Genomic DNA, 23,094 nt, shown 5'->3' with positions numbered 1-23,094 from the left:
TTTTGCCACGCTGGATCGGTACACCCAGTTCATCGTCTTCAGGGCTGGCATCGCCCAGGGTCTTGTCGATCAGGCGAATTGCCTGCCGGCATTCCGCAGCCACGCTGTGATGCCCGCTCTTGAGCTTGTCCAGCTCCTCAAGCACGGTCATCGGAATCGCGACGTGGTGTTCTTCGAAGTTAAGCAGGGCGTTTGGATCGTGAATCAATACGTTGGTATCGAGTACATAAAGGATTGGCTGGTTGGAGGAAGAACTACGTCCGTGATCATCCATACTCGGTCACCTTTGTGGGAGCCAGGCGACGCAATACCTTGACAGTGCTGCGCCTCGAAGTGACTGCCGAATTCACCTGCGAGGGATCAAGTGAACTGCTCACAAAATGGGTCTTGGGAGACGCCACCTGTGTTGCAGGTTTCGGCGGTCTGTCTTCGTAATACTCCAAAACGTGTGACAGGAAAAAGCACTTTGACGTTTTTTTGAAGTTTATTTTTCAGAGTGACGAATAGCCCTTGGCGTGCAGGCAATGTGCCGTTAAAGTCGGAAGTCCGCCTGCATCGAAATCTCTCGCAAAATCGCCCCTGAGCCAATGATTACGGGCTTTTGCGCTTTCAACGAAATCCGTCCTGACAGTCCTCCCAACCGATCCCGCTGGGCGCCGTTTGCGTGATCAGCCACGGCAGCGCCGTTTTCACCCCGTCCTGCTTCACGTTGAAGTTGATCACCCCGTGCCGCCACAACAGCATCAGGGTCAGCACCCGCTGCGCGCTCTGACTGGCCTTGAGCTTGCCGGCACCGTCCTGGGCATCAATGTCCCACAATGCCACCTGCAACCCCTGGGACTTGAAGAAGCCTTCAGCGTCGGAACGGCGCTGGCCATCGGGCGGGCGAAACAGCGGTACGTAGTTCTCCGGCAATTTGCTTTTGACCAGTTCGGCGCTGCGCCGCACCGAGTCCTGCCAGTCTTGCCAATAGCTGTGGGAGCGGAACTCCCAGCCTTGCACACCGATGCACTGCGTGGAGTAGGTCGACTGCAGGCTGGCCACCGAGCGATCACTCAACCGCGCCTGGATATCCTTGCCCAGCACAAAGAACGTGCCGGTCATGTTGGCCTTGCGCAGGTACTCGGTGACCCACGCGGTGTTGTCCGGCGCGGCGTTGGCGGCGCTGTCGAACGTCAGCAGAAACAGCCGGTCATGCATCGACTCGCCATTGCGCTCATAGTCGCCAAAACGATCGACTTCGCTGCTGGTCTGCGGAAACAGCGCGGCCTTGCGCAACTGCTCGTCCAGGTACTGGGCGTGGAACAGCCGGCTCGGCTCGGCCCATTTGATGTAATAGCTGTCCTCGCTGACCTGAAACTTGCCCGCCTGCTCACGCAGGGTGGCCAGGTCTTCGACGAGGAAACAGAAGGAGGCATCCTGATCGCAGCTCTGCTGGGCGAAGTTGTAGTTGGCCAGCAGCCGTTGCCACAGGCGCTGGCGCAGGCGATTGACCGACTCCAGATTGACCGTGCGCAAGCCCAGGCGCTGGGCCAGGGCCGGTTCATCCAGCGACTCGCTGGCCAGCAGCACGCGCGAGAACATCAGGATCTCTGCCCGCGAGGCGACATCGAACAGCGTCGGGTTGCTGAGTTGTTCAGGCCAGGTGCTGCGATCAAGCGTCGCCACATCGCCGGGCGCCGCGAGAGCACCGAAGCTCAATAGCCAGGCCGAGAATAGAAAAACGATACGCAAAGGGATGTCTCCATAACAAAACCCGCGCGGCACTATAGCTGATCCCACCCACATTCCCGCAGCAACACCGCCCCTTGTGGCGAGGGAGCTTGCTCCCGCTGGGTTGCGAAGCAGCCCCTATTAGCGACGTCATTCGCTCAGGTGAAACAGGTCCGCCTCTTTGCGACCGCTTCGCGCTCGAGCGGGAGCAAGCTCCCTCGCCACAAAAGACCATCCAGTCCAACACCGCACTGAGCCACCGATCACCTATCACCTTGATAGCTGGAGTCATTCAGGACAACCCCCTAGAATCGCCCCCACGATTAAAGGAGACGACTTCATGCTGATGGTGATTTCCCCCGCCAAGACCCTCGATTACGAAACACCCCCGGCGACCCAGCGTTTTACCCAGCCGCAGTACCTCGATCATTCCCAAGAGCTGATCATGCAGCTGCGCGACCTGACGCCGGCGCAGATCAGCGAGTTGATGCACGTCTCCGACAAGATCGGCGGGCTCAACGCCGCGCGTTTCGGCAGCTGGACCCCGGCCTTCACGCCGGAGAATGCGAAACAGGCCCTGCTCGCCTTCAAGGGCGATGTGTATACCGGCCTCAACGCGCAGACCTTCAGCGAAGCCGATTTCGATTACGCCCAGCAACATCTGCGCATGCTCTCCGGTCTCTATGGCCTGTTGCGCCCACTGGACCTGATGCAACCGTATCGCCTGGAAATGGGCACCAAACTGGCGAATGCCCGTGGCAAGGATCTGTATGCCTTCTGGGGCACGCGCATCAGTGAGTGGTTGAACGAAGCCCTGGCTGACCAAGGCGATGATGTGCTGCTGAACCTGGCATCCAACGAGTACTTCTCGGCGGTCAAACGCAACGCCTTGAATGCACGCATCATCAATACCGACTTCAAGGACCTGAAAAACGGTCAGTACAAGATCATCAGCTTCTACGCGAAAAAGGCCCGCGGCATGATGAGCCGCTTCGTCATTGAAGAGCGCATCAATGACCCGGCTGCGCTCAAGCAGTTCGATGTCCAGGGCTATCGGTACAGTGCCGAGCAGTCTAAACCGGACCACCTGGTATTCCTGCGCGATCACGCACCCGAGTAATGCACTCGGTTGGCGCACGACCTTATAAAGCTGTCGTGCGCCAGCGTCCGATCGTCCAACAATTTCCCGCCCACTTAGCCATTTTGTTGGCGCCAAAAACCAAGCAGTCATTTTCCTAACTTTAGTTTCACTCGACTTCGCTGATTTTTTTCAGTAGTGGCACTGAAAATTTTTATCAGTAGTGGCACAAAACTATCTAAGCCGCTCATACCCCTATGTATCAAGGGTGAAACAGTCGTTGCTATCAAAATGAAAGCAGTGCCATCTTTTTCAATATTTCAAGAAATTTCAGAATTCGCGATGGGCGGACAGGAACTATGTCCAAATGCGTAGCTCATACCACCGGTAACGATTATCTCTGAACATGTACGAGATAACTTACGCAGAGAAGAGACTCACGTAGCGAAGTTGTCACATTAATTAGCGCTACATGACCCCTGATCTGGACAACATCAAAGGACAGGAGATAACGCATCACTGCTATCCCCTACAAGGCCAAGGCTGCGCCCCTTATTAACGTGCTCATCTGAGCACCCAACCGCTTGATTTACGGGCTTCTAGCCTGGCTTCAAGCGCGCAAGACTTTTGCACGATTACCTCTGACCAGAGGACTCGGCTGCATAACAGGGCAAGTCATAACAATAAGGCCTAGTTGCGCACACCTTGAGTGCACTTATTTAGACACTCGGAACTTAGTATGCCTGTACACGGCTTTGCGGCGCCTGTCAGCCGCACTTCCGAGTGCACTATGACCGCGGAACATGATTAACACCGGCCATGTAAATGGCCTGGTAAATACCGGCTTGATAATAGAGAGGTAAATGCGATGCGCATCAGCATATTTGGTTTGGGTTACGTCGGTGCAGTATGTGCCGGTTGCTTGTCTGCACGGGGCCACGACGTCGTTGGCGTCGATGTTGCCAAAGACAAGATCGATATGATCAACGCCGGCAAATCGCCGATCGTTGAACCCGGCCTGGGCGAACTTCTGCAGAAAGGTATCGAGACCGGCCGCCTGCGCGGTACGACCAACTTCGCCGAAGCGATTCGTGACACCGACCTGTCGATGATCTGCGTCGGTACGCCGAGCAAGAAGAACGGCGACCTGGAACTGAACTACATCGAAGCCGTGTGCCGCGAGATCGGTTTTGTCCTGCGCGACAAGACCACCCGCCACACCATCGTGGTTCGCAGCACCGTCCTTCCGGGCACGGTCGCAAACGTTGTCATCCCGATCCTCGAAGACTGCTCCGGCAAGAAAGCCGGTGTTGATTTCGGCGTCGCGGTCAACCCGGAATTCCTGCGTGAAAGCACGGCGATCGCCGACTACGACTTGCCTCCGATGACCGTCATCGGCGAGTTCGACAAGGCATCGGGTGATGTTCTGCAATCGCTGTACGAAGAGCTCGACGCGCCGATCATCCGCAAGGACATCGCCGTTGCCGAGATGATCAAGTACACCTGCAACGTCTGGCACGCCACCAAAGTGACCTTCGCCAACGAAATCGGCAACATCGCCAAAGCGTGTGGCGTCGACGGTCGCGAAGTGATGGAAGTGGTCTGCCAGGACAAGACACTGAACCTGTCCCAGTACTACATGCGCCCGGGCTTCGCGTTCGGCGGCTCCTGCCTGCCGAAAGACGTACGCGCCCTGACCTACCGCGCCGGTGCCCTCGACGTGGAATCGCCTCTGCTCAACTCGTTGATGCGCAGTAACGAGTCCCAGGTGCAGAACGCTTTCGACATCGTTTCCAGCCACGACAAACGCAAAGTCGCCCTGCTCGGCCTGAGCTTCAAGGCCGGCACCGATGACCTGCGCGAAAGCCCGCTGGTTGATCTGGCAGAAATGCTGATCGGCAAAGGCTACGACCTGAGCATCTACGACGCCAACGTCGAATACGCCCGCGTTCACGGGGCGAACAAGGATTACATCGAGTCGAAGATCCCGCACGTCTCGTCCTTGCTCAATTCCGACTTCGACGAAGTGATCAACAACTCCGACGTGATCATCCTCGGTAACCGTGACGAGAAATTCCGCGCCCTGGCGCAGAAAGCTCCGCACGGCAAGCAAGTGATCGACCTGGTGGGCTTCATGTCCCAGGCCACCAGCGCCTCCGATCGCACCGAAGGCATCTGCTGGTAAAGCAGCCGCAAGCTTCAAGCTCCAAGCCGCAAGTTCAAAAGCGCCTCGCTCCAGGCTTGTCGCTTGGAGCTTGGGGCTTGCAACTGACTTTAGGATGTTGACTATGCACAGGCTAAAGCACGGCCTACTTCAGGCCGCCGGTTGGCTGTTTTACTTAAGTATTCTGATGGGCATCGCCATGGCGTTGCCTGCGACGACGTTCGATTCCGAGTCGAAGGATTTCATTTTCCTGATCGGCTTTATCGGCATCTGGCGTTATTCGATGGGTGCCACGCACTTCCTGCGCGGCATGCTGTTTCTGTACGTGGTCTACCCGCACCTGCGGCGCAAAGTGCGCAAGCTGGGTAAAGCGGCGGACCCGTCCCACGTGTACCTGATGGTCACCAGTTTTCGTATCGACGCACTGACCACCGCCCAGGTGTACAGCTCGGTGATCCGCGAAGCGATTGACTGCGGCCTGCCGACCACCATGGTCTGCTCGATCGTGGAAATGTCCGATGAGCTGCTGGTGAAAAGCCTGTGGGCGCGGATGAATCCGCCGGATCGGGTCAAACTCGACTTCGTGCGCATTCCCGGTACCGGCAAACGCGACGGACTGGCTTACGGTTTCCGCGCCATCTCTCGCCACCTGCCGGACGACCGCGCCGTGGTGGCCGTGATCGATGGCGACACCGTGCTCGGCGAAGGCACTGTGCGCAAGACCGTGCCGTGGTTCCAGCTGTTCGGCAACGTCGGCGGCCTGACCACCAATGAGTTCTGCGAAGTGCGCGGCGGCTACATCATGGCCCAGTGGCACAAACTGCGCTTCGCTCAGCGCCACCTCAACATGTGTTCCATGGCCCTGTCCAAGCGCGTGCTGACCATGACCGGGCGGATGTCGGTGTTCCGCGCAGAAGTCGTGACCAACCCGGACTTTATTGCCGACGTGGAAAGCGATTCCCTGGAGCATTGGCGCCTGGGCACGTTCAAGTTTCTCACCGGCGACGACAAGTCCAGCTGGTTCAGCCTGATGCGCTTGGGCTACGACACCTTCTACGTGCCCGATGCCGCCATCAACACCGTTGAGCATCCACCGGAAAAAAGCTTCCTCAAGGCCAGCCGCAAACTGATGTTTCGCTGGTACGGCAACAATTTGCGCCAGAACTCACGGGCCTTGGGTCTTGGGGTAAAGCGCCTGGGATTGTTCACCAGCGTGGTGCTGTTTGACCAGCGGGTGTCGATGTGGACATCAATTCTCGGCCTGACCGTGGCCCTGATCGCCAGCTTCAAATACGGCGTGACGTTCATCCTGGTGTACCTGTTGTGGATTGGCTTTACCCGCTTGATTTTGACCCTGCTGCTGTCTTGCACTGGGCACAGCATTGGCCCTGCTTACCCAATGATTCTCTATTACAACCAGATCGTCGGCGCGTTGGTGAAGATCTACGTGTTCTTCCGCCTCGATCAACAGTCCTGGACCCGCCAGGACACCAAACTCACTCGCGACCTGGCCAGCTTTCAACGTTGGTTCAATACATGGTCGTCCCGAACCATGACGTTCTCCGCCTTCAGCGTGTTTGTCGCTGTGCTGCTGGGAATGGTTTGACCGGGCCGATGGATCAAATCAATTTAGTAGGAGCTACGCCATGAATACCGCCGTGAATGCCAATGTTGTGCACGAATCGGAAGCCCAGCGTCAGCACGCCAGGGTCAAAATTCCCGCCAAGCTGCGTTTGCTCACCGGCCAGCCGAACGCCCCGCTGGTGCGCGTGGAAGACTTGTCGGCTGGCGGCCTGAGCTACATCGCCCCAAGCCATCAGAAACCCACCGTTGGGGAAGTGATCAAAGCTCGTATGCAGTTCCTGATCGACAACCTTGGTCTGGCCATGGATGTCGAATTGCAGATCCGTTCGGTCGACGCCGCCACCGGCCGCGTGGGCTGCCAGTTCCAGAACCTGGAACAGCAAGACATTGCCACCCTGCGTCACTTGATCACCTCACACTTGAGCGGCGACATCGTCAGCATGGGTGAAGTATTGGCGACCTTGCAGCGCGACAACTTCACCAAGGCGCGCAAACAAAAAGGCACCGGCGGCGGTATGTCGGCCTTCGCTCGGCTACGCGCCGTGACGTTTAGTGCGGGTATTTTTGTGGTCGGCCTGGTCGCCTTCGGTTTCATCGTCAAGTCGGTCTACGGTTTGTACTTCGTCAGTCATGCCACTGCAGGCGTGGTCAGCGTCGCCAGCCTCGATGTGACCATGCCCCGGGAAGGCACGGTGCAAAGTCTGGTTGGGATTAACGGCGAGGTTGCCAAAGGCGCGCCACTGGCTTCGTTCAACACCAGCATGCTGGAAATGCTTAAAGACCATTTGGCTGACACCCAGTTGCAGCCGGCGAAAATCGAAGAGTTGTTCGCTCGCCAACTGAGCGGCACCCTGACCAGCCCCTGCGATTGCATCGTTTCCAAGCAGCTGATTCCGGACGGCCAGTTCGCCGGTAAAGGCGCAGTGATTTTCCAGCTGGTGCCGCGCAATACCCAAGCCGACATCGAAGCACGCTTCACTTATCGCCAATTCGCCGACGTGCGTCCCGGCGCTCGGGTGAACTTTCAGGTGGCCGGCGACGACACCATTCGCAGCGGCAAAATTGTCAGCAGCGCCAACTTGAGCAGCGTCGATCTGTCCACCGACATTCGTGTACGCATCAAGCCAGACGAGTCGCTGAGCAGCAGCTTGTCCGGGCGCCCCGTGGAAGTCACCAGCGACCGCGGTCCGTCGTTGAACTGGCTGATCGATAAAGCCACGGCAGCAGGTATCTGACATGGCGCGCCCTCTAAGCCCACTACGAACGCTGTCGGCCCCGGCGCTGCTGGGCCTGGCGGTTGCGATCGGCCTCAGCGGTTGTGCCGGGCTGCCCGATCAACGCCTGGCCAATGAGGCCCTGAAACGCGGCGACACAGCGTTGGCGACGCAGAATTATCGGCAACTGGCAGACCTGGGTTACAGCGATGCTCAGGTTGACTTGGCTGATATTCAGGTTGAAACCCATGATCCGGAACAGCTCAAGCTGGCCGAAGCGACTTACCGCGCCGCAGCCGACACTTCGCCACGGGCTCAGGCCCGTTTGGGTCGGTTGTTGGTAGCGCGCCCTGACGCGACGGAAGCTGAACACCGTGAAGCCGAGGGCCTGCTGAAGAAAGCCTTTGCCAATGGCGAAGGCGGCACCTTGATTCCCCTGGCCATGCTCTACCTGCAATACCCGCAGAGTTTCCCCGGTGTCAACGCGCAGCAGAAGATCGACCAGTGGACCAAGGCGCGTTACCCGGAAGCCAACCTGGCGCAGGTATTGCTCTACCGCACGCAAAATACCTATGACCAACACCTGGATGACGTCGAGCGCCTGTGCAAAGCCTCGTTGACCGTCACTGATATTTGCTATGTCGAATTGGCCACCGTTTACCAGAAACGCGCCCAGGCCGATCAACAGTCAGCCTTGATTGCGCAGCTTGAAGCCGCTCACGCCACGGGCAAAGTTTCGTCACAGCGGGTGGATGCCGTAGCCCGCGTATTGAGCGACGCCGACCTTGGCAAGCCGGATGAAAAAACCGCACAGCGGCTGCTCGAAGGCGTGGCGCCAGGTTATCCGGTTTCCTGGGTGGCCTTGGCCAAGCTGCTGTACGACTTTCCCGAGCTGGGCGACGTAAACAAGATGATGGAGTACTTGAACAACGGTCGCGCTGCCGATCAACCCCGCGCCGAACTGCTGTTGGGCAAGTTGTATTACGAAGGTAAATGGGTGCTGCCGGATGCCAAGGCCGCCGAGCAACACTTGAAAAAAGCCGAGGGCAGCGAAATCGCCGCCCACTACTACCTCGGTCAGATTTATCGCCGAGGCTACCTGGGCAACGTCGACTCGCAAAAAGCCGCCGACCAACTGCTGACCGCTGCGCGTGGCGGTCAGAACAGCGCCGATTACGCCCTGGCCCAGTTGTTCTCCCAAGGCCGTGGCACCAAACCGAATCTGCTTAATGCCTACGTGTTCAGCCAATTGGCGCTGGCCCAAGGCACGCCTGAAGCCACCGATCTCGCTCAGCAACTCAATGAACAACTACCGCCTGCACAACACGCCGATGCGCAACGCCTGTTGCAACAAGAGCAACAACTGCGCGGCACGACCGCTCAGAACGCACGCGCCCTGAGTGCATTGCAGCAAGTTGATGGCGAGGAAGCCCTATGAAGTTGAATCCCTGGATGACTGCCGGTTTGGGTCTGAGTATTTCCCTGCTGTCGGCAGGCCATGCATTGGCTGCTGACATGACTGAAACCAAGAATTTCGGCCTTGAAGTGAAAATAACCGGCCAGTCCGAAGACGACCGCGACCTTGGCACTCAAGGCGGTGGCGACGTCAACGGTCTTGGTCTGGACTTACGTCCCTGGGCCTACGGCGAGCGCGGCGATTGGAGCGGCTACGTCATGGGTCAGGCCGTCACCTCTACTGACATTATCGAAACCGATCCCCTGCAAAAAACCGACGATGCCGACAACAGCAGCAACAAGCGCAAGCCCGACAAAAGTTATTTGGCCTTGCGTGAGTTCTGGATCGGTTACAAAGGTTTCACCCCCTACCCCGGCGAGCAACTGCGGTTCGGCCGTCAACGCCTGCACAATGACGACGGCGAGTGGCGCGACACCAACATCGAAGCCCTGAACTGGGATTTCGATACGACACTGCTCAAAGCGCACCTTGGCGCAGCAGAACGCTTCAGCGACTACCGCACCGACTTCAGCCAACTGGCGCCCAGAGACAAGGATCGCCTGCATATCTATGGCGACCTTTCTACGCAATGGACCCCAGGGCAATGGGTCGGCCTGCGTGCCCATCACACCCACGATGACGGCAAATTGAAAACCGGTCTTGATCAAACCGATTCCCTGGACAAGACCGAGAACGGCGACCTGACCTGGCTCGGTATCGAAGCCAACAGCGACGCATACAACTACCGCAACACCAACACCCTCAACTATTGGGCCAGCCTGACCGGACTTTCCGGCAATCGTGATTCCATCAGTCCTACGTCGCAAAACGGCGTGACGGTGGCGGGTGATAAAACCGGCGACCACGTCAACGGATGGGCCACTGATCTTGGCCTGCGCCTGCGTCTGGGTCCTAGTTGGCAAGTCGGCGCGGCGTATGCCCGTGCCAGCAGCGATTACGAACAAAACGGCCTGCAAAGTAACCGCTCCAACTACACCGGCACCCAGTCGCGAGTCCACCGTTTCGGTGAGGCGTTTCGCGGCGAGATGAATAACATGCAGTCCGCGACGCTGTTCGGCTCCTGGATGCTGCGAGACGAGTACGACGCCAGCCTGATCTACCACAAATTCTGGCGCGTAGATGGCAACAAGCCGGTGGGCGTCGACGGTATCGATGCCGTCGAAAACAACTTCAACGCCGAAAGCGGCGTGGAGTCCAGTACGTCCCTGCCACTGATGGACGGCAAAAAAGACCTCGGCCAGGAAATGGACCTGGTGGTCACCAAGTATTTCAAACAGGGCCTGTTGCCGGCGGGACTCAGCCAGTCCATTGACGAACCGGCGGCATTGGTGCGTTTGCGTGGCGGCGTGTTCAAACCGGGCGATGCCTATGGCAGCGGCGTGGATTCGTACATGCACCGCGCCTTTGTCGACGTCATCTGGCGCTTCTGATGCAAGCCGCGAAGGGAGCAATGCGATGATTGATTACAGTAAAAAAGGCGCCTTAAGCCTACTCGCCAGCGCGTTGTTGCTGAGCGGTGCCGCAGCCTTTGCAGCGGACGAGCCCACGGTTGCCGCTCCGGCGAACCAGGTCAAAGGATTGCAGCAAGCCAGAACCTATACCGTGACCGACGCGCCTATCGCGCCGCTGGAATTGGCCACGCCTGAATTGCCGAGCCTGACGGGCTACACCGCAGAAGCAGTGGCGAAAAAGATCGTTCGCAGCAAAGCCGGCAAAGTCAAAATCAAGCGGATGATGGAAGAGATTCCCCTGAAGGAATTCATCGGTGGCGACAACAAAATGGAAGAGTGGGTAGCCCGTCAACACGGTATTCCCCAGGCGATTTTCATCGATGACGGCTACGTGAACCTGCGTGACCTGACCAAAGTCGTGCCCAAGCAGTACTTCAGCGAAACCGCGCCTGGCGTGTTCCTCGCCAGATTGCCCATCGTAGTCGGGCACAAGGGCACCCTTGAGATCGACAGCAAAACTCAAGAATTGCGTCTGTCCCAAGAAGCCGGCGCCTTCATCATCAACGACGGCAATCTGTTCGTACGTGACACCAGAATCACCGGCTGGCGCGAAGCAGATAAAGGACCGGCCACCCAGCGCACGCTTAAAGAATTTCGCCCGTTCTTGCTGTCGTGGGGCGGCACCGAGACCTACATCGTCAACAGCAAGATCGCCAGCCTCGGCTACGCCAACAGCAAGTCGTACGGCGTGAGTATTTCCCAATACACGCCGAACATGGCCAAGGTCATGAAGCGTGCAGAACCGACCGGCTGGATTATCGGCTCGGAGTTCTCGGACATGTGGTACGGCTTCTACTGCTATGAAGCCCGGGACGTGGTGGTCAAGAGCAATATCTACCGCGACAACATCGTCTACGGAATTGACCCCCATGACCGTTCTCACGGGCTGATCATTGCCGACAACACCGTGTACGGCACCCACAAAAAACACGGGATCATTATCTCCCGTGAGGTCAACGACAGCTTCATCTTCAACAACCGAAGCTACGACAACAACCTGTCGGGCATCGTGATTGACCGTAACAGCGTGAACAATTTGATCGCCTACAACGAGGTGTATCAGAACCACACAGACGGCATCACCTTGTACGAGAGCGGCGACAACCTGCTCTGGGGCAACCGTGCAGTAAAAAATCAGCGACACGGGATCCGTGTGCGTAACAGCGTGAACATTCGTCTTTACGAAAACATCGCCATGGCCAACGGTTTGATGGGCGTCTACGGCCACATCAAAGACCTGAGCGACACCGACCGTAACATCGACCTCGACCCGTTCGACGCCAAGGTTTCGCTGATTGTGGTGGGTGGGGAACTGGCGGCCAATGGTTCGGGACCGCTGTCCATCGCGTCACCCTTGAGTGTCGAGTTGTATCGGGTGTCCATGCTCGCCCCGACCAAGGCCAGCGGTATCACCTTTAACGGCATTCTCGGCGAACGTCAGGAGGAAATTCTCGACCTCATTGTCCGTCAGAAAAAAGCCGTGTTGATCGACCCGGTCGAACGCCAGACCGAACTCCGGGATTGAGGAAAGAAACCATGCACGCTCAGTTGATCAAGCGATTCAAACTGCCGGGATTGTTAAGCCTTTCCGGTTTCGCCGCCGCCCTGCTCGCCGCTACCGGCAGCGCGCAGGCTGCCGATGTGCACGCACCGACGTTCACCGCCGACCCGTGCTGCAACTTATGCCCGGAAGCCCTGGACGCGAAAAACTACACCACCCGCTATCAGCAGAACTTCACTACCCTGGTGCAGGCTCAAGGCGACTGGCTGTTCCGGACGCAGGAAGATTTGCGCACTGAGTTCGACACCACGCCTGAAGGCTATCGCCGGATGAAAGAACTCCACGACGCGTTCAAAAGCAAAGGCATCGAATTGGTCGTGGTCTATCAACCGACCCGTGGCCTGGTGGATCGTAACAAGCTGTTCCCGGCTGACCGCGCCAGGTTCGACTATGAAAAAGCCGTGAAAAACTACCAGGCCATGCTCGGTCGGTTCAGCGCCATGGGCTATACCGTGCCTGATTTGTCGCCACTGACCAACGAGCAACAGGCCCACGACTTTTACTTCCGCGGCGACCAGCACTGGACGCCATATGGCGCCCAGCGCACCGCTAAAATCGTTGCCGAAACAGTCAAGCGCATGCCCGAGTTCGCCGGGATTCCCAAGCGGGAATTCGAAAGTCATTTGTCGGGGCGCATGGGTAAAACCGGCACCTTGCACAACATGGCTGGTCAGCTGTGCGGCACCAGTTATGCGATCCAGTACATGGACCAATTCGTCACTGAGCCTAAAGGCGAAGCGGCGGACGGCGATCTGTTTGGCGATTCCGGCAATCCGGAAATCACCTTGGTCGGCACCAGCCACAGCGGCAAAAACTATAACTTCTCGGGCTTTCTTGAAGAGTACATCGGCGCCGACATCCTCAACGTGGCCTTCCCCGGCGGCGGACTGGAAGGCTCGATGTTGCAATACCTGGGCAGCGATGATTTTCAGAAAAAGCCGCCAAAAATCCTGATTTGGGAATTCTCGCCGCTGTATCGCCTCGATCAAGAGACGATCTACCGCCAGATGATGTCGATGCTGGACAACGGCTGCGAAGGCAAGACCGCCATCATGTCCAGCAGCGCCACCCTGAAAACCGGCGCCAATGAGCTGCTGGTCAACGGCACCAACGGAATCAAGGACGTACGCAACGGCAGTAATCAGGTCGATATCAAATTCGCCGACACCTCGGTGAAGGACTTGCACGCCCGGCTTTGGTACATGAACGGCCGGCACGAAGACCTGAAAATCGAAAAACCGACTACATCCGACACCGACGGGCGCTTCGCCTTTGAGCTGCGCGACGACAAGGACTGGGCTGACCAGCAATTGCTCGCCGTAGAAGTACAGGGTCCGGAAGCGGGCGCTGCACCCCAGCAAGTTGAAGCGAAAATTTGCAAACGCAACGTATTCCCTGGGCGTGCGCCCTCTACTGCGCAAGCCGGGTTATGAGGTCTCTTATGCTTATCAATACCGGAAAAACGAGTCTGAAACTGATGGTGCCGACGCTGCTCGGCCTGGCCCTGATGGCCGCCACCAATGCGGCATCTGCGGCCCAGTCGTTGGTGCCGCCCCAGGGTTATATGGCGGGCATCGAAAAAGCCAAGAGCGGCGGCGGCTCGTTTAGTTGTGAAGCGGTTCCTAAGCCGTACACCGACAAACTGGTGTTTCGCAGCAAGTATGAAGGCTCGGACAAATCACGTTCGACCTTCAATGCCGACTCGGATAAAGCCTTCCGTGATGCCACTAACGACATTACAAAAATAGAGCGCGACACCGCGAAAGTCGTCATGCAGTACATGCGTGACGGGCGCCCGGAACAGCTGGATTGTGCATTGAATCTGCTGACTACATGGGCCAACGCGGGCGCACTGGAATCCAAGGATTTCAACCACACCGGCAAGTCCATGCGCAAATGGGCGCTGGGCAGCATGTCGTCGTCTTATCTGCATTTGAAGTTCTCCAGTTCGCAGCCAATGGCTGCGCATCCAGAGCAAGCGAAGATTATTGAAACCTGGTTCAGCACCTTAGCCGATCAGGTGGTCAGCGATTGGGACAACTTGCCGCTGGACAAGAACAACAACCATACCTACTGGGCTGCCTGGTCGGTCATGGCCACGTCGATCGTGACCAACCGTCGCGACTTGTTCGATTGGTCGGTGAAAGAGTTCCGTGTCGCCGCCAATCAGATCGACAAAGACGGTTTTCTGCCCAACGAAGTCAAGCGTAAACAACGCGCCCTGGCCTATCACAACTACGCCCTGCCCCCGCTGGCGATGATCGCCAGTTTTGCCCAGGCCAATGGTGTTGATTTGCGTCCGGAAAACCACGGCGCCCTGCAGCGTCTGGGTGAGCGAGTGATCAACGGGGTCAAGGACAACAGTAGCTTCGCCCAACGCAGCGGCGAGCAGCAGGACATGACCGATCTGAAAGTCGACAGCAAGTTCTCGTGGCTTGAACCCTATTGCTCGCTCTACACCTGCGCGCCGGATGTGTTGGACCGCAAACGTGCAATGGAACCGTTCAAAGCCTTCCGCTTGGGTGGCGACGTCACTCGGGTATATGACCCGGCGCATGAGAAAGGTAACAAAGGTACCTGAGTCACAAATCTGTAGGAGCCAACTTGTTGGCGAGGCGGTGTGTCTGACACACCGCGTTTAACTTCTCGCCAACACGTTGGCTCCTACAGGACGACGCAATAACCTCCTTTTTCATGGGGGGTTTGGGGGGGCTTTGCGCTCCTTACTGTTGGACCAACGGAGGGGTTTAGGATGGTGTTCTCATCCAACGTGTTCCTGTTCTTGTTCTTGCCGGTATTTCTCGGCTTGTACTACTTGAGCGGACAACGCTATCGCAATTTGCTGCTGCTGCTTGCCAGCTATGGGTTTTATGCCTGGTGGCGAGTGGACTTCCTGGCCCTGTTCGTCGGCGTGACGCTGTGGAACTACTGGATAGGCCTCAAAGTCGGCGCCGCAGGCGTGCGAACCAAACCCGCGCAACGCTGGCTCCTGGCCGGTGTGGTGGTGGATCTGGGCATCCTCGGCTACTTCAAATATGCCAACTTCGGCGTCGACAGCATCAACGCGATGATGACCTCGCTGGGTCTGGAGCCGTTTATCCTGACCCACGTGCTGTTGCCGATCGGGATCTCGTTCTACATCTTCGAGTCCATCAGCTACATCATTGACGTTTACCGGGGTGACACACCGGCCACTCGCAACCTGATCGACTTCGCAGCGTTCGTGGCGATCTTTCCGCACTTGATTGCTGGCCCGGTTTTGCGCTTTCGCGACTTGGCGGACCAGTTCAATAACCGCACCCACACGCTGGATAAGTTCAGCGAAGGCGCGACGCGTTTCATGCAGGGTTTCATCAAGAAGGTCTTTATCGCCGACACCTTGGCGGTGGTGGCTGACCACAGCTTCGCGTTGTTGCACCCCACCACCGGCGATGCCTGGCTCGGCGCGTTGGCCTACACCGCGCAGTTGTATTTCGACTTCTCCGGTTACAGCGACATGGCCATTGGTTTGGGCTTGATGATGGGATTCCGCTTCATGGAAAACTTCAAGCAGCCCTACATCAGTCAGTCGATCACCGAGTTCTGGCGCCGCTGGCATATCAGCCTGTCCACCTGGCTGCGCGACTACTTGTACATCACCCTTGGCGGCAACCGTGGCGGTACGTTGAAAACCTACCGCAATCTGTTTCTGACCATGCTTCTTGGCGGTCTGTGGCACGGCGCCAACATCACCTACATCGTCTGGGGCGCCTGGCACGGCATGTGGCTGGCGATTGAAAAAGCCCTGGGTCTCAACACCTCCGCCCGCACCTTCAACCCGATCCGTTGGGCACTGACCTTCCTGCTGGTGATCATGGGCTGGGTAATTTTCCGCTCGGAAAACCTCCACGTCGCGGCACGCATGTACGGCGCAATGTTCAGCTTCGGCGACTGGCAACTGTCGGAACTCAACCGCGCCAGCGTCACCGGTCTGCAAGTGGCGACCTTGATTGTGGCGTACCTGACCCTGGCGTTCTTTGGTCTGCGCGACTTCCTGGCCAACCGCGCCAAACCGGACAACACCACGATGCAACCCGGCGTGATCAAAGCAGTACCGGGTGACCAGCCCAATGATATTCATCTGCCGGGTTATACCGTTGGCACCGACGCGCAAGTGCAGCCTGCATTCTGGGTGGCTGACTGGCCGCGCTATGCCATGCGTGGCGCCGTGTTGCTGATGTTCGTGGCCTCGATCCTCAAACTTTCGGCGCAAAGCTTCTCGCCGTTCCTTTACTTTCAGTTTTGAGGAGCCCGCCATGACCCGCTCATTTCGCATCCTCTACATCGCCCTGTTTCTCGGCATCTTGCTGGCACTTGGGATCTGGTCGCTGCGCAGCTTCGGCAGCTTCTCGACCTCGGCCGAAACCACGGTGCTCAACGGGCGCTGGACCAAGGCCGCCGAGACCCATTACGACGATGAATTCCCCATCAAGCGTCTGGGCACCAACCTTTGGGCGGCGCTGGACTTCAAGCTGTTCAACGAAGGTCGTCCCGGCGTGGTGTTGGGCAGCGATCAATGGTTGTACAGCGACGAAGAATTTAACCCGGTGGCCAACGGTGCGCAGAACGAAGCGGACAACCTGGCGCTGATTCAAGGGGTGCGTGATGCGCTGGAAAAGCGAGGCACGAAACTGGTATTGGCCATCGTTCCAGCAAAGACCCGTTTGTACCCGGAACATGTCGGCACCAATATTCCTGCCGCGCTGCATAGCAACCTGTATCAACAGTTTCACGATCAAGTGGCCCAGGCCGGGATTCTCGCGCCGGACCTGTTGCAACCATTGCAGACTGCCAAACAGGCCGGGGCTGTGTTTTTACGCACCGACACGCACTGGACGCCCATGGGTGCCGAGGTCGTGGCCCAACGCTTGGGCGCCACCATCGCCGTCGACACGCCCTTGAGCGGAGAGCCGGAACGCTTCGTCACCGAGGCCAAGGAAACCGCGCCGTACAAGGGTGACCTGACCACGTTCTTGCCGCTGGACCCACTGTTTAGCAACCTGTTGCCCAAGCCCGATGATCTGCAACAGCGCAGCACTAACCCAGTACCGGCCCAAGCGGCTGGCGACGATGCCTTGTTCGCTAACACTGACGTGCCGGTGGCGCTAGTCGGCACCAGCTACAGCGCCAACCCGAACTGGAACTTCCTCGGTGCGCTGAAGCAAGCGCTGCACAGCGACGTGGTCAATTACGCCGAAGACGGCCACGGGCCGATTCTGCCAATGCTCAAGTATTTGCAAACCGATGCCTTTAAAAACAGCCCACCTCAAGTACTGATCTGGGAATTCCCGGAGCGTTACTTACCTGCCCATAACGACCTTGGCGAGTTCGATCAGAAGTGGATCGCTGAACTCAAGAAGGCCCGTGACCCCCAACAAAACCTGGCACTCAACGCCAACAACTCCGAGTCGCCCCGCCGGGCGCAAAACTGAGAGGAACCCCCATGACCTTACAGACCGCTGCAAACCGTTTGGCGAACACGACGTCGACCAAAAGCCTGCTGAAAACCTGCGCGTTGGTTGCCGGTATCAGCCTGTTCTCTGTGCAAGCGTTCGCCGGTGGCGACTCTGCGCTCTATGGCCCGACTGCACCAAAAGGCTCGACCTTCATTCGGGTCTATAACGCCAGCAACGCCGAAGTCAGCGCCACCGTGGGCAACACTGCCCTTAACGAAATCGCCCCGCTGGCCAGTAGCGCTTTCAGCTTCATGCCCCAAGGCGATTACAGCGCCAAAGTCGGCAGCCAAACCGTGCCGGTGAAATTAGCCAGCGACCAGTATTACACCTTGGTCAGCAACACCAGTGGCGCCCCACAACTGGTTGAAGAACCGCCGTTCAAAAACAAGCAGAAATCATTGGTGCGCGTGCAGAACCTCAGCGACAAACCGCTGACCTTGAAAACCGCCGACGGCAAAACCGATGTGGTCACAGCCGTTGCCGCTAAAGGCCGTGGCGATCGTGAAATCAATCCGGTGAAAGTCAGCCTGGCGCTGTACGAAGGCGACAAGAAAGTCAGCGACCTGAAGCCCGTTGCCCTGGAACGGGGTGAAGCCGCCGTGCTGTATGTCACCGGCAGCGGCAGCAACTTATCGCCGGTTTGGGTCAAGCCGCCGGTCGCTTCGCGCTAATCATTTAACGGCTGGCCCTGGGCGTTTTGCCGTGAGGGGGCCGGCTGGCACAGAACAACAACAAGACTGAAACGACGGAATACGACGTACAACCATTCGAACGCATTTGGAGAAATAAAATGATTCCAGTGATCTTGTCAGGTGGTAGCGGCTCGCGACTCTGGCCGCTTTCGCGCAAACAATTTCCCAAGCAGTTCCTGGCGCTGACCGGCGAGCACACTCTGTTCCAGCAGACCCTGGAGCGCCTGGTGTTCGATGGCATGGAGGAACCTATCGTGGTCTGCAACAAGGACCATCGCTTTATCGTCAACGAGCAGCTTTCAGCCCTGCGGCTGGATACCCAGGCGATCGTGCTGGAACCCTTTGGCCGTAACACGGCGCCAGCGGTGGCGATCACTGCCATGCTGCTGCTCAGCGAAGGCCGCGATGAACTGATGCTGGTATTGCCAGCCGACCACGTTATCGACGATCAAAAAGCCTTGCAGCGCGCCTTGGCGTTGGCCACTGTCGCCGCCGAGCGCGGCGAAATGGTGCTGTTCGGTGTACCGGCGACCAAACCGGAAACCGGCTACGGGTACATCAAATCGACCAACGATGCGTTGCTGCCAGAAGGCGTCAGCCGGGTATCGCACTTCGTCGAAAAACCGGATGAAAAGCGCGCTGCGGAGTTTGTCGAAGCCGGCAACTATTTCTGGAACAGCGGCATGTTCCTGTTCCGTGCCAGCCGCTTCCTGGAAGAGCTGAAAAGGCACGAGCCAGACATTTACGACACCTGCATGTTGGCCCTGGAACGCAGCAAGCGTGACGGCGATAACATCGACATCGACGAAGCCACATTCGCTTGCTGCCCGGACAACTCCATTGACTACGCGGTCATGGAAAAAACCCAACGCGCCTGCGTGGTGCCATTGACTGCGGGCTGGAATGACGTCGGTTGCTGGTCATCACTGTGGGACGTGCAGGAAAAAGACCACAACGGCAACGTCAGCAAAGGCGATGTGGTGATTCAGGACAGCCGCAATTGCATGATCCACGGCAATGGCAAGCTGGTCTCGGTGATTGGCCTGGACAACATTGTCGTGGTTGAAACCAAAGACGCCATGATGATCGCCCACAAGGACAAGGTTCAGGGCGTCAAACAGATGGTCAACACCCTCAACGAACAGGGCCGCAGCGAAACCCAGAACCACTGCGAAGTGTACCGGCCGTGGGGTTCCTACGACTCGGTGGACATGGGTGGTCGTTTCCAGGTCAAGCACATCTCGGTCAAACCGGGTGCCAGCCTGTCGCTGCAAATGCACCATCACCGCGCAGAACACTGGATCGTTGTTTCCGGCACCGCAGAAGTCACCTGCGACGAGAATGTGTTCCTGCTCTGCGAAAACCAATCGACCTACATTCCAATAGCCTCCGTGCACCGCTTGCGCAACCCCGGCAAGATCGCGCTAGAGATTATCGAAGTGCAGTCCGGCAGTTATTTGGGCGAGGATGATATCGAACGCTTCGAAGATATTTATGGTCGTTCGAAGAGTGCAGAGATTGGGGTTCAGACCAAGACAATTGCGCGCTGATAGAGAGTAGCGCAAGGCCTATCGCCGGCAGTCCCCCGCGCATTTCAAATGTGCCGGGATTGCCGTTTTTTTTAAGCCTGACGGAGGGCAATCAAGCCTGGAAACGACTTCGAATAAAACTGATCCTGTTCAAAAACTCAGACTTTGCCTGCCCCCTTCTGTCGGTAAATTGCGGTGAGATGTTTTCTTCAAAAAAATGGTCCCAGTCAGTTTCAAGCAAACTCACCTTGGTGATGGGATCGCTACCGAAAATAGCAAGCGCTTCTGGCGAAATCTGGGATTCAGAAATTGCTTCGTAACCTGGCTCCAAAATCAAATCGTGATCAATTGCAAACGCACGTCCACCTTTGTCGAAAACAATATTCCCATTCCGTCCGTCATCAAGACGATCTCGTGTATTCAATAGAAAGTCGAAAACATACAAACTAGATTGCTGCCTATTGAATGCTACGTCGCCGGGCATCGAATCGACGTATCGTGAAATAACCTCTCTGTCAGTTCCTGGTCGCATGACCGTTGCCGGAACGATGTTCAAGTTGAGCGCCTTACTGAACTGATACGCAAAGATTTCGTTCGCTGCGCCGATCTTTTGTTTAGCCAAACCGTGTGCGTCCAACGCTGTCATTGATGAATAGTCTTTATGCACACCCCACTCCGTGTCCGAAAGCTCCACGACCCAGCTTTCATAACTGCTGGATACGTTCCTTATATTCCTTAACAGAATTGGCCTGCTGCCCAGTGATAGATCTTCGTAAGGTACCGGCAAGCCTGACGGCACTTTAGGAGCGATTGATTTTCTTTTACAGCCAGTAGGAGATGAGGGTCGAGGCGTAACAAAGGGTCCACGTCCCATTGGCGCGGGTCTGTCGGGCACAGGGGGCGGCACTCCACGGCCGCGTAAAGAGGTGACAGGACGTTCCGCTACGGGAGGAGGTCGCTGCATAAGCCCCTCACGATCCACGCGACTGGCAGGACTGTTTCCGACCATTCGATAGCGATTAAGTCCATCAACCTCCCCCGCCGGATCCGGATTTATCCAGCGCTGTAACCAAGGCGCGTAGTACCGCAGCCCATAGTAATAAAGCCCCGTCGCATCTCGCTCCTTGCCCGAATAACGCACGGTTTTATAATTTGCTTCAACAGCATCTCTGCCTGCCCAACACGCCGTGCCGCCGAAAGGGTAATAACTTTCCTGACTGATTAGCTGCGCTTCATGGTCCAGTTCCAGGGTGCGGGAACCCAAATGGTCACTCTGGCTGTAACGATACTGATTGTTATCGATGCCCTCGGGTTTGCCCGCTTCCCAGTGCAATACCCGCACTTCGCTACGCCCCGCCTGAGCCGTGATCACCTGCAATACCTCGCCGGTCGCTGTGTTCGTACGAACCTCTAGACCCGGCAAGTAACGCACTTCACTGCGATGAGTAACAGCTTTGGCTAGGCTGATTCGTACTTTGCGTACACGCTGTCCGCTGGCGTCGTAGATGTAACGCTCGCTGTCGTCGTTGCCAGACTCTCGCACAACCGGGCGCACTTGCTGCAGTTGGTTACCTGAGTCCCACTCCAACGGCTGGCCGGGCTGCAACTGCCGCAAGTTACCGTTTTCATCGAACCCATTGGCGATGTCGGCCTCGGTGGGCGGTTGATCATCGAGTTGCGGCAAACTTCGATTGCTGTAGTGGGCAGTGATTAACGTGCGGGAGTGATTTTGCGCGCCCACATGGGTAAGTTTCTGCAAGTTGCCAGCGGCATCGTAGCCGTAGGTTTGCGTGTAATTGGCCAGTTGCGACGAGTCTGGCGGTGTGTGAAAGACCGGAAAGAGTGGCCCGTGATTGACACTGGCTGTTTCCCGGCCCGTGGCTTCGATCAGTTGATTCAGCGTGTCGTAGCGATAGGTCGAGACGGGTTCGATCCGCTGATTGGCAAAAAAGCGCGTGGATTGCGAACTGTCTTCGATGCGTATGACATTGCCCAGCGGGTCGTAGTCATAATGCAGATCTCGCAGCACCTCGCCGTTGGAACGCTGGGCAGAAAGCTGAGTCAGACGCCCGTCATTTTCGCGATAACGGCTCGTGCTGATGACGCCGTTGCCCAAGGTTTCCGATTCGACACGGCCTTGGGCGTCGTAACTGATATCACCGACGATAGGCCGTGGTGGTTGACCCTTAAGCTGTAAAGCGCTGCCCTTTAGTTGGCCCGCAACAGTGTGAGCATAGAGTTGACTATTGCCTTGTGCATCGGTCTGAGCCAGCAGATTACCCAGCGAGTTGTAGCGCCACGTTGATGTTGCGCCAGCACCCGACTCCCACATCTCATCGCGCCCAGCATTCGGCCAGTCAGGAGATTGAAGCTCGGACAGAAAATGTTGAGTGAGTTCAAGCACAGCACCCGTCAAACCGAACCCACTGATTAACCGAGAACCCGCCTGATCATCATGTCGGATCAATTGGCCCAATTGATTGTGCAGCACACTGGCTTCGTTGGTCCCGTAATCAAACCGCTCGACACAGCGCTCAGCCTGTTCATTACTGGTCTCGAATAGTGTTGTCGGCCTGAGTAACGCGTCGTAAGCATGGCGCCGCCGAAAACCGCGCCCGTCCCATGTTTCCTGAGCTTGCCCGGCCTCGCCGAACAAGCCGACACGCCAGCCAGCATCAACGCTGTCGCTTCCCAACAAATGACCGGTTAACGAATACACCATTACCAGATTCGCGGGTGCGGACGCATTTTCTGAAGCCTCGGCCCACAAACGTGGGTCCCATTGCTGCACAACACGCCCGGCCGCGTCGAATGCTGAACGGTTAACGCGTATGTGCAGGCTCTCGGCAATATCGGTTCGATACCAAGCAACCGACCGCGCCACCAGACCGCGGGGTTCGGTGACAGCCAATGTGGGGGTAAAAGCATGAAGCGTCATGGTGTCCATCCATCCCTGATCGACAATTGAAGCCTAGGCATCTCCCGGATAGTTGCATTGAAACCCGGTCAGGTTCAGATGAATGGTTACGCTATTGGTCAACCTCGCTCTCATTTCTGTACGATGCCTAGCATCTGC

At 57.3% G+C, this 23,094-nt stretch carries 16 protein-coding genes; 13 read left to right on the top strand and 3 right to left on the bottom strand.

Features of this window, described 5'->3' with window-relative positions:
• Positions 1-274 (bottom strand): PIN domain-containing protein (locus JWR17_RS12675; protein WP_299831931.1); only part of this gene is annotated, 274 nt, incomplete at its 3' end.
• Positions 275-609: 335 nt separating this feature from the next.
• Positions 610-1,734, bottom strand: a complete 1,125-nt coding sequence (locus JWR17_RS12670; RefSeq protein ID WP_299831930.1) for a polysaccharide deacetylase family protein — start codon at positions 1,732-1,734, stop codon at positions 610-612.
• 319 nt (positions 1,735-2,053) lie between these two features.
• On the opposite strand from JWR17_RS12670, the gene yaaA reads away from it, so the two are divergent.
• The 13 genes from yaaA to JWR17_RS12605 all read left to right on the top strand — a co-directional run bounded on the left by yaaA (position 2,054) and on the right by JWR17_RS12605 (position 20,039).
• Positions 2,054-2,833 carry a peroxide stress protein YaaA gene (gene yaaA / locus JWR17_RS12665; protein WP_299831929.1) on the top strand — a complete coding sequence of 260 codons (780 nt, stop codon included), beginning with the start codon at positions 2,054-2,056 and terminating at the stop codon, positions 2,831-2,833.
• Positions 2,834-3,659: 826 nt separating this feature from the next.
• Positions 3,660-4,976 (top strand): nucleotide sugar dehydrogenase, encoded by a 1,317-nt coding sequence (locus JWR17_RS12660; RefSeq protein WP_299831928.1) that lies wholly within the window; start codon positions 3,660-3,662, stop codon positions 4,974-4,976.
• Positions 4,977-5,079: 103 nt separating this feature from the next.
• Positions 5,080-6,561, top strand: a complete 1,482-nt coding sequence (alg8, locus tag JWR17_RS12655) for a mannuronan synthase (RefSeq protein ID WP_299831927.1) — start codon at positions 5,080-5,082, stop codon at positions 6,559-6,561.
• A 40-nt stretch (positions 6,562-6,601) separates the two neighbouring features.
• Positions 6,602-7,774 (top strand): PilZ domain-containing protein, encoded by a 1,173-nt coding sequence (locus tag JWR17_RS12650; protein ID WP_299831925.1) that lies wholly within the window; start codon positions 6,602-6,604, stop codon positions 7,772-7,774.
• A gap of 1 nt (position 7,775) precedes the next feature.
• Entirely contained in the window at positions 7,776-9,191 is a 1,416-nt protein-coding gene (gene algK, locus JWR17_RS12645) for an alginate biosynthesis TPR repeat lipoprotein AlgK (protein WP_299831924.1), read from the top strand.
• Positions 9,188-10,660: an alginate export family protein gene (locus tag JWR17_RS12640; protein ID WP_299831922.1), complete on the top strand. Its 1,473-nt coding sequence runs from the start codon at positions 9,188-9,190 to the stop codon at positions 10,658-10,660. Before algK ends, JWR17_RS12640 begins: the two co-directional genes overlap by 4 nt.
• Positions 10,661-10,685: 25 nt before the next feature.
• Complete coding sequence (gene algG / locus JWR17_RS12635) at positions 10,686-12,266, top strand: mannuronan 5-epimerase AlgG (RefSeq protein ID WP_299831920.1); 1,581 nt, start codon at positions 10,686-10,688, stop codon at positions 12,264-12,266.
• A gap of 11 nt (positions 12,267-12,277) precedes the next feature.
• Positions 12,278-13,735 (top strand): alginate O-acetyltransferase, encoded by a 1,458-nt coding sequence (locus JWR17_RS12630; protein ID WP_299831919.1) that lies wholly within the window; start codon positions 12,278-12,280, stop codon positions 13,733-13,735.
• An 8-nt stretch (positions 13,736-13,743) separates the two neighbouring features.
• On the top strand, positions 13,744-14,883 hold the full coding sequence (locus tag JWR17_RS12625) for a mannuronate-specific alginate lyase (protein ID WP_299831918.1): 1,140 nt from the start codon (positions 13,744-13,746) through the stop codon (positions 14,881-14,883).
• 171 nt (positions 14,884-15,054) lie between these two features.
• Positions 15,055-16,587, top strand: coding sequence for an MBOAT family protein (locus JWR17_RS12620; RefSeq protein WP_299831916.1), 1,533 nt, complete (start codon positions 15,055-15,057; stop codon positions 16,585-16,587).
• 10 nt (positions 16,588-16,597) lie between these two features.
• On the top strand, positions 16,598-17,773 hold the full coding sequence (locus JWR17_RS12615; protein WP_299831915.1) for an alginate O-acetyltransferase: 1,176 nt from the start codon (positions 16,598-16,600) through the stop codon (positions 17,771-17,773).
• 11 nt (positions 17,774-17,784) lie between these two features.
• Positions 17,785-18,468 (top strand): alginate O-acetyltransferase AlgF, encoded by a 684-nt coding sequence (locus tag JWR17_RS12610; RefSeq protein WP_299831913.1) that lies wholly within the window; start codon positions 17,785-17,787, stop codon positions 18,466-18,468.
• A 119-nt stretch (positions 18,469-18,587) separates the two neighbouring features.
• A complete protein-coding gene (locus tag JWR17_RS12605) occupies positions 18,588-20,039 on the top strand; it encodes a mannose-1-phosphate guanylyltransferase/mannose-6-phosphate isomerase (RefSeq protein WP_299831912.1) in 1,452 nt (483 codons plus the stop codon).
• Between the two features lie 91 nt (positions 20,040-20,130).
• Here the strand turns inward: JWR17_RS12605 and JWR17_RS12600 are convergent, their stop codons facing one another.
• Complete coding sequence (locus tag JWR17_RS12600; RefSeq protein ID WP_299831911.1) at positions 20,131-22,965, bottom strand: RHS repeat-associated core domain-containing protein; 2,835 nt, start codon at positions 22,963-22,965, stop codon at positions 20,131-20,133.
• Positions 22,966-23,094 lie beyond the last annotated feature (129 nt).

It is taken from the genome of Pseudomonas sp., from assembly GCF_028293835.1.
In the GTDB taxonomy this organism is placed as follows: Bacteria; Pseudomonadota; Gammaproteobacteria; order Pseudomonadales; family Pseudomonadaceae; genus Aquipseudomonas.
This window is presented reverse-complemented; position numbering and strand designations above follow the sequence as displayed.

Excerpts from the sequence above, each read along its gene's own strand:
- yaaA (WP_299831929.1), top strand. The coding sequence starts at position 2,054 with ATGCTGATGGTGATTTCCCCCGCCAAGACCCTCGATTACGAAACACCC.
- JWR17_RS12660 (WP_299831928.1), top strand. The coding sequence starts at position 3,660 with ATGCGCATCAGCATATTTGGTTTGGGTTACGTCGGTGCAGTATGTGCC.
- alg8 (WP_299831927.1), top strand. The coding sequence starts at position 5,080 with ATGCACAGGCTAAAGCACGGCCTACTTCAGGCCGCCGGTTGGCTGTTT.
- JWR17_RS12650 (WP_299831925.1), top strand. The coding sequence starts at position 6,602 with ATGAATACCGCCGTGAATGCCAATGTTGTGCACGAATCGGAAGCCCAG.
- algK (WP_299831924.1), top strand. The coding sequence starts at position 7,776 with ATGGCGCGCCCTCTAAGCCCACTACGAACGCTGTCGGCCCCGGCGCTG.
- JWR17_RS12640 (WP_299831922.1), top strand. The coding sequence starts at position 9,188 with ATGAAGTTGAATCCCTGGATGACTGCCGGTTTGGGTCTGAGTATTTCC.
- algG (WP_299831920.1), top strand. The coding sequence starts at position 10,686 with ATGATTGATTACAGTAAAAAAGGCGCCTTAAGCCTACTCGCCAGCGCG.
- JWR17_RS12630 (WP_299831919.1), top strand. The coding sequence starts at position 12,278 with ATGCACGCTCAGTTGATCAAGCGATTCAAACTGCCGGGATTGTTAAGC.
- JWR17_RS12625 (WP_299831918.1), top strand. The coding sequence starts at position 13,744 with ATGCTTATCAATACCGGAAAAACGAGTCTGAAACTGATGGTGCCGACG.
- JWR17_RS12620 (WP_299831916.1), top strand. The coding sequence starts at position 15,055 with ATGGTGTTCTCATCCAACGTGTTCCTGTTCTTGTTCTTGCCGGTATTT.
- JWR17_RS12615 (WP_299831915.1), top strand. The coding sequence starts at position 16,598 with ATGACCCGCTCATTTCGCATCCTCTACATCGCCCTGTTTCTCGGCATC.
- JWR17_RS12610 (WP_299831913.1), top strand. The coding sequence starts at position 17,785 with ATGACCTTACAGACCGCTGCAAACCGTTTGGCGAACACGACGTCGACC.
- JWR17_RS12605 (WP_299831912.1), top strand. The coding sequence starts at position 18,588 with ATGATTCCAGTGATCTTGTCAGGTGGTAGCGGCTCGCGACTCTGGCCG.
- JWR17_RS12600 (WP_299831911.1), bottom strand. The coding sequence starts at position 22,965 with ATGGACACCATGACGCTTCATGCTTTTACCCCCACATTGGCTGTCACC.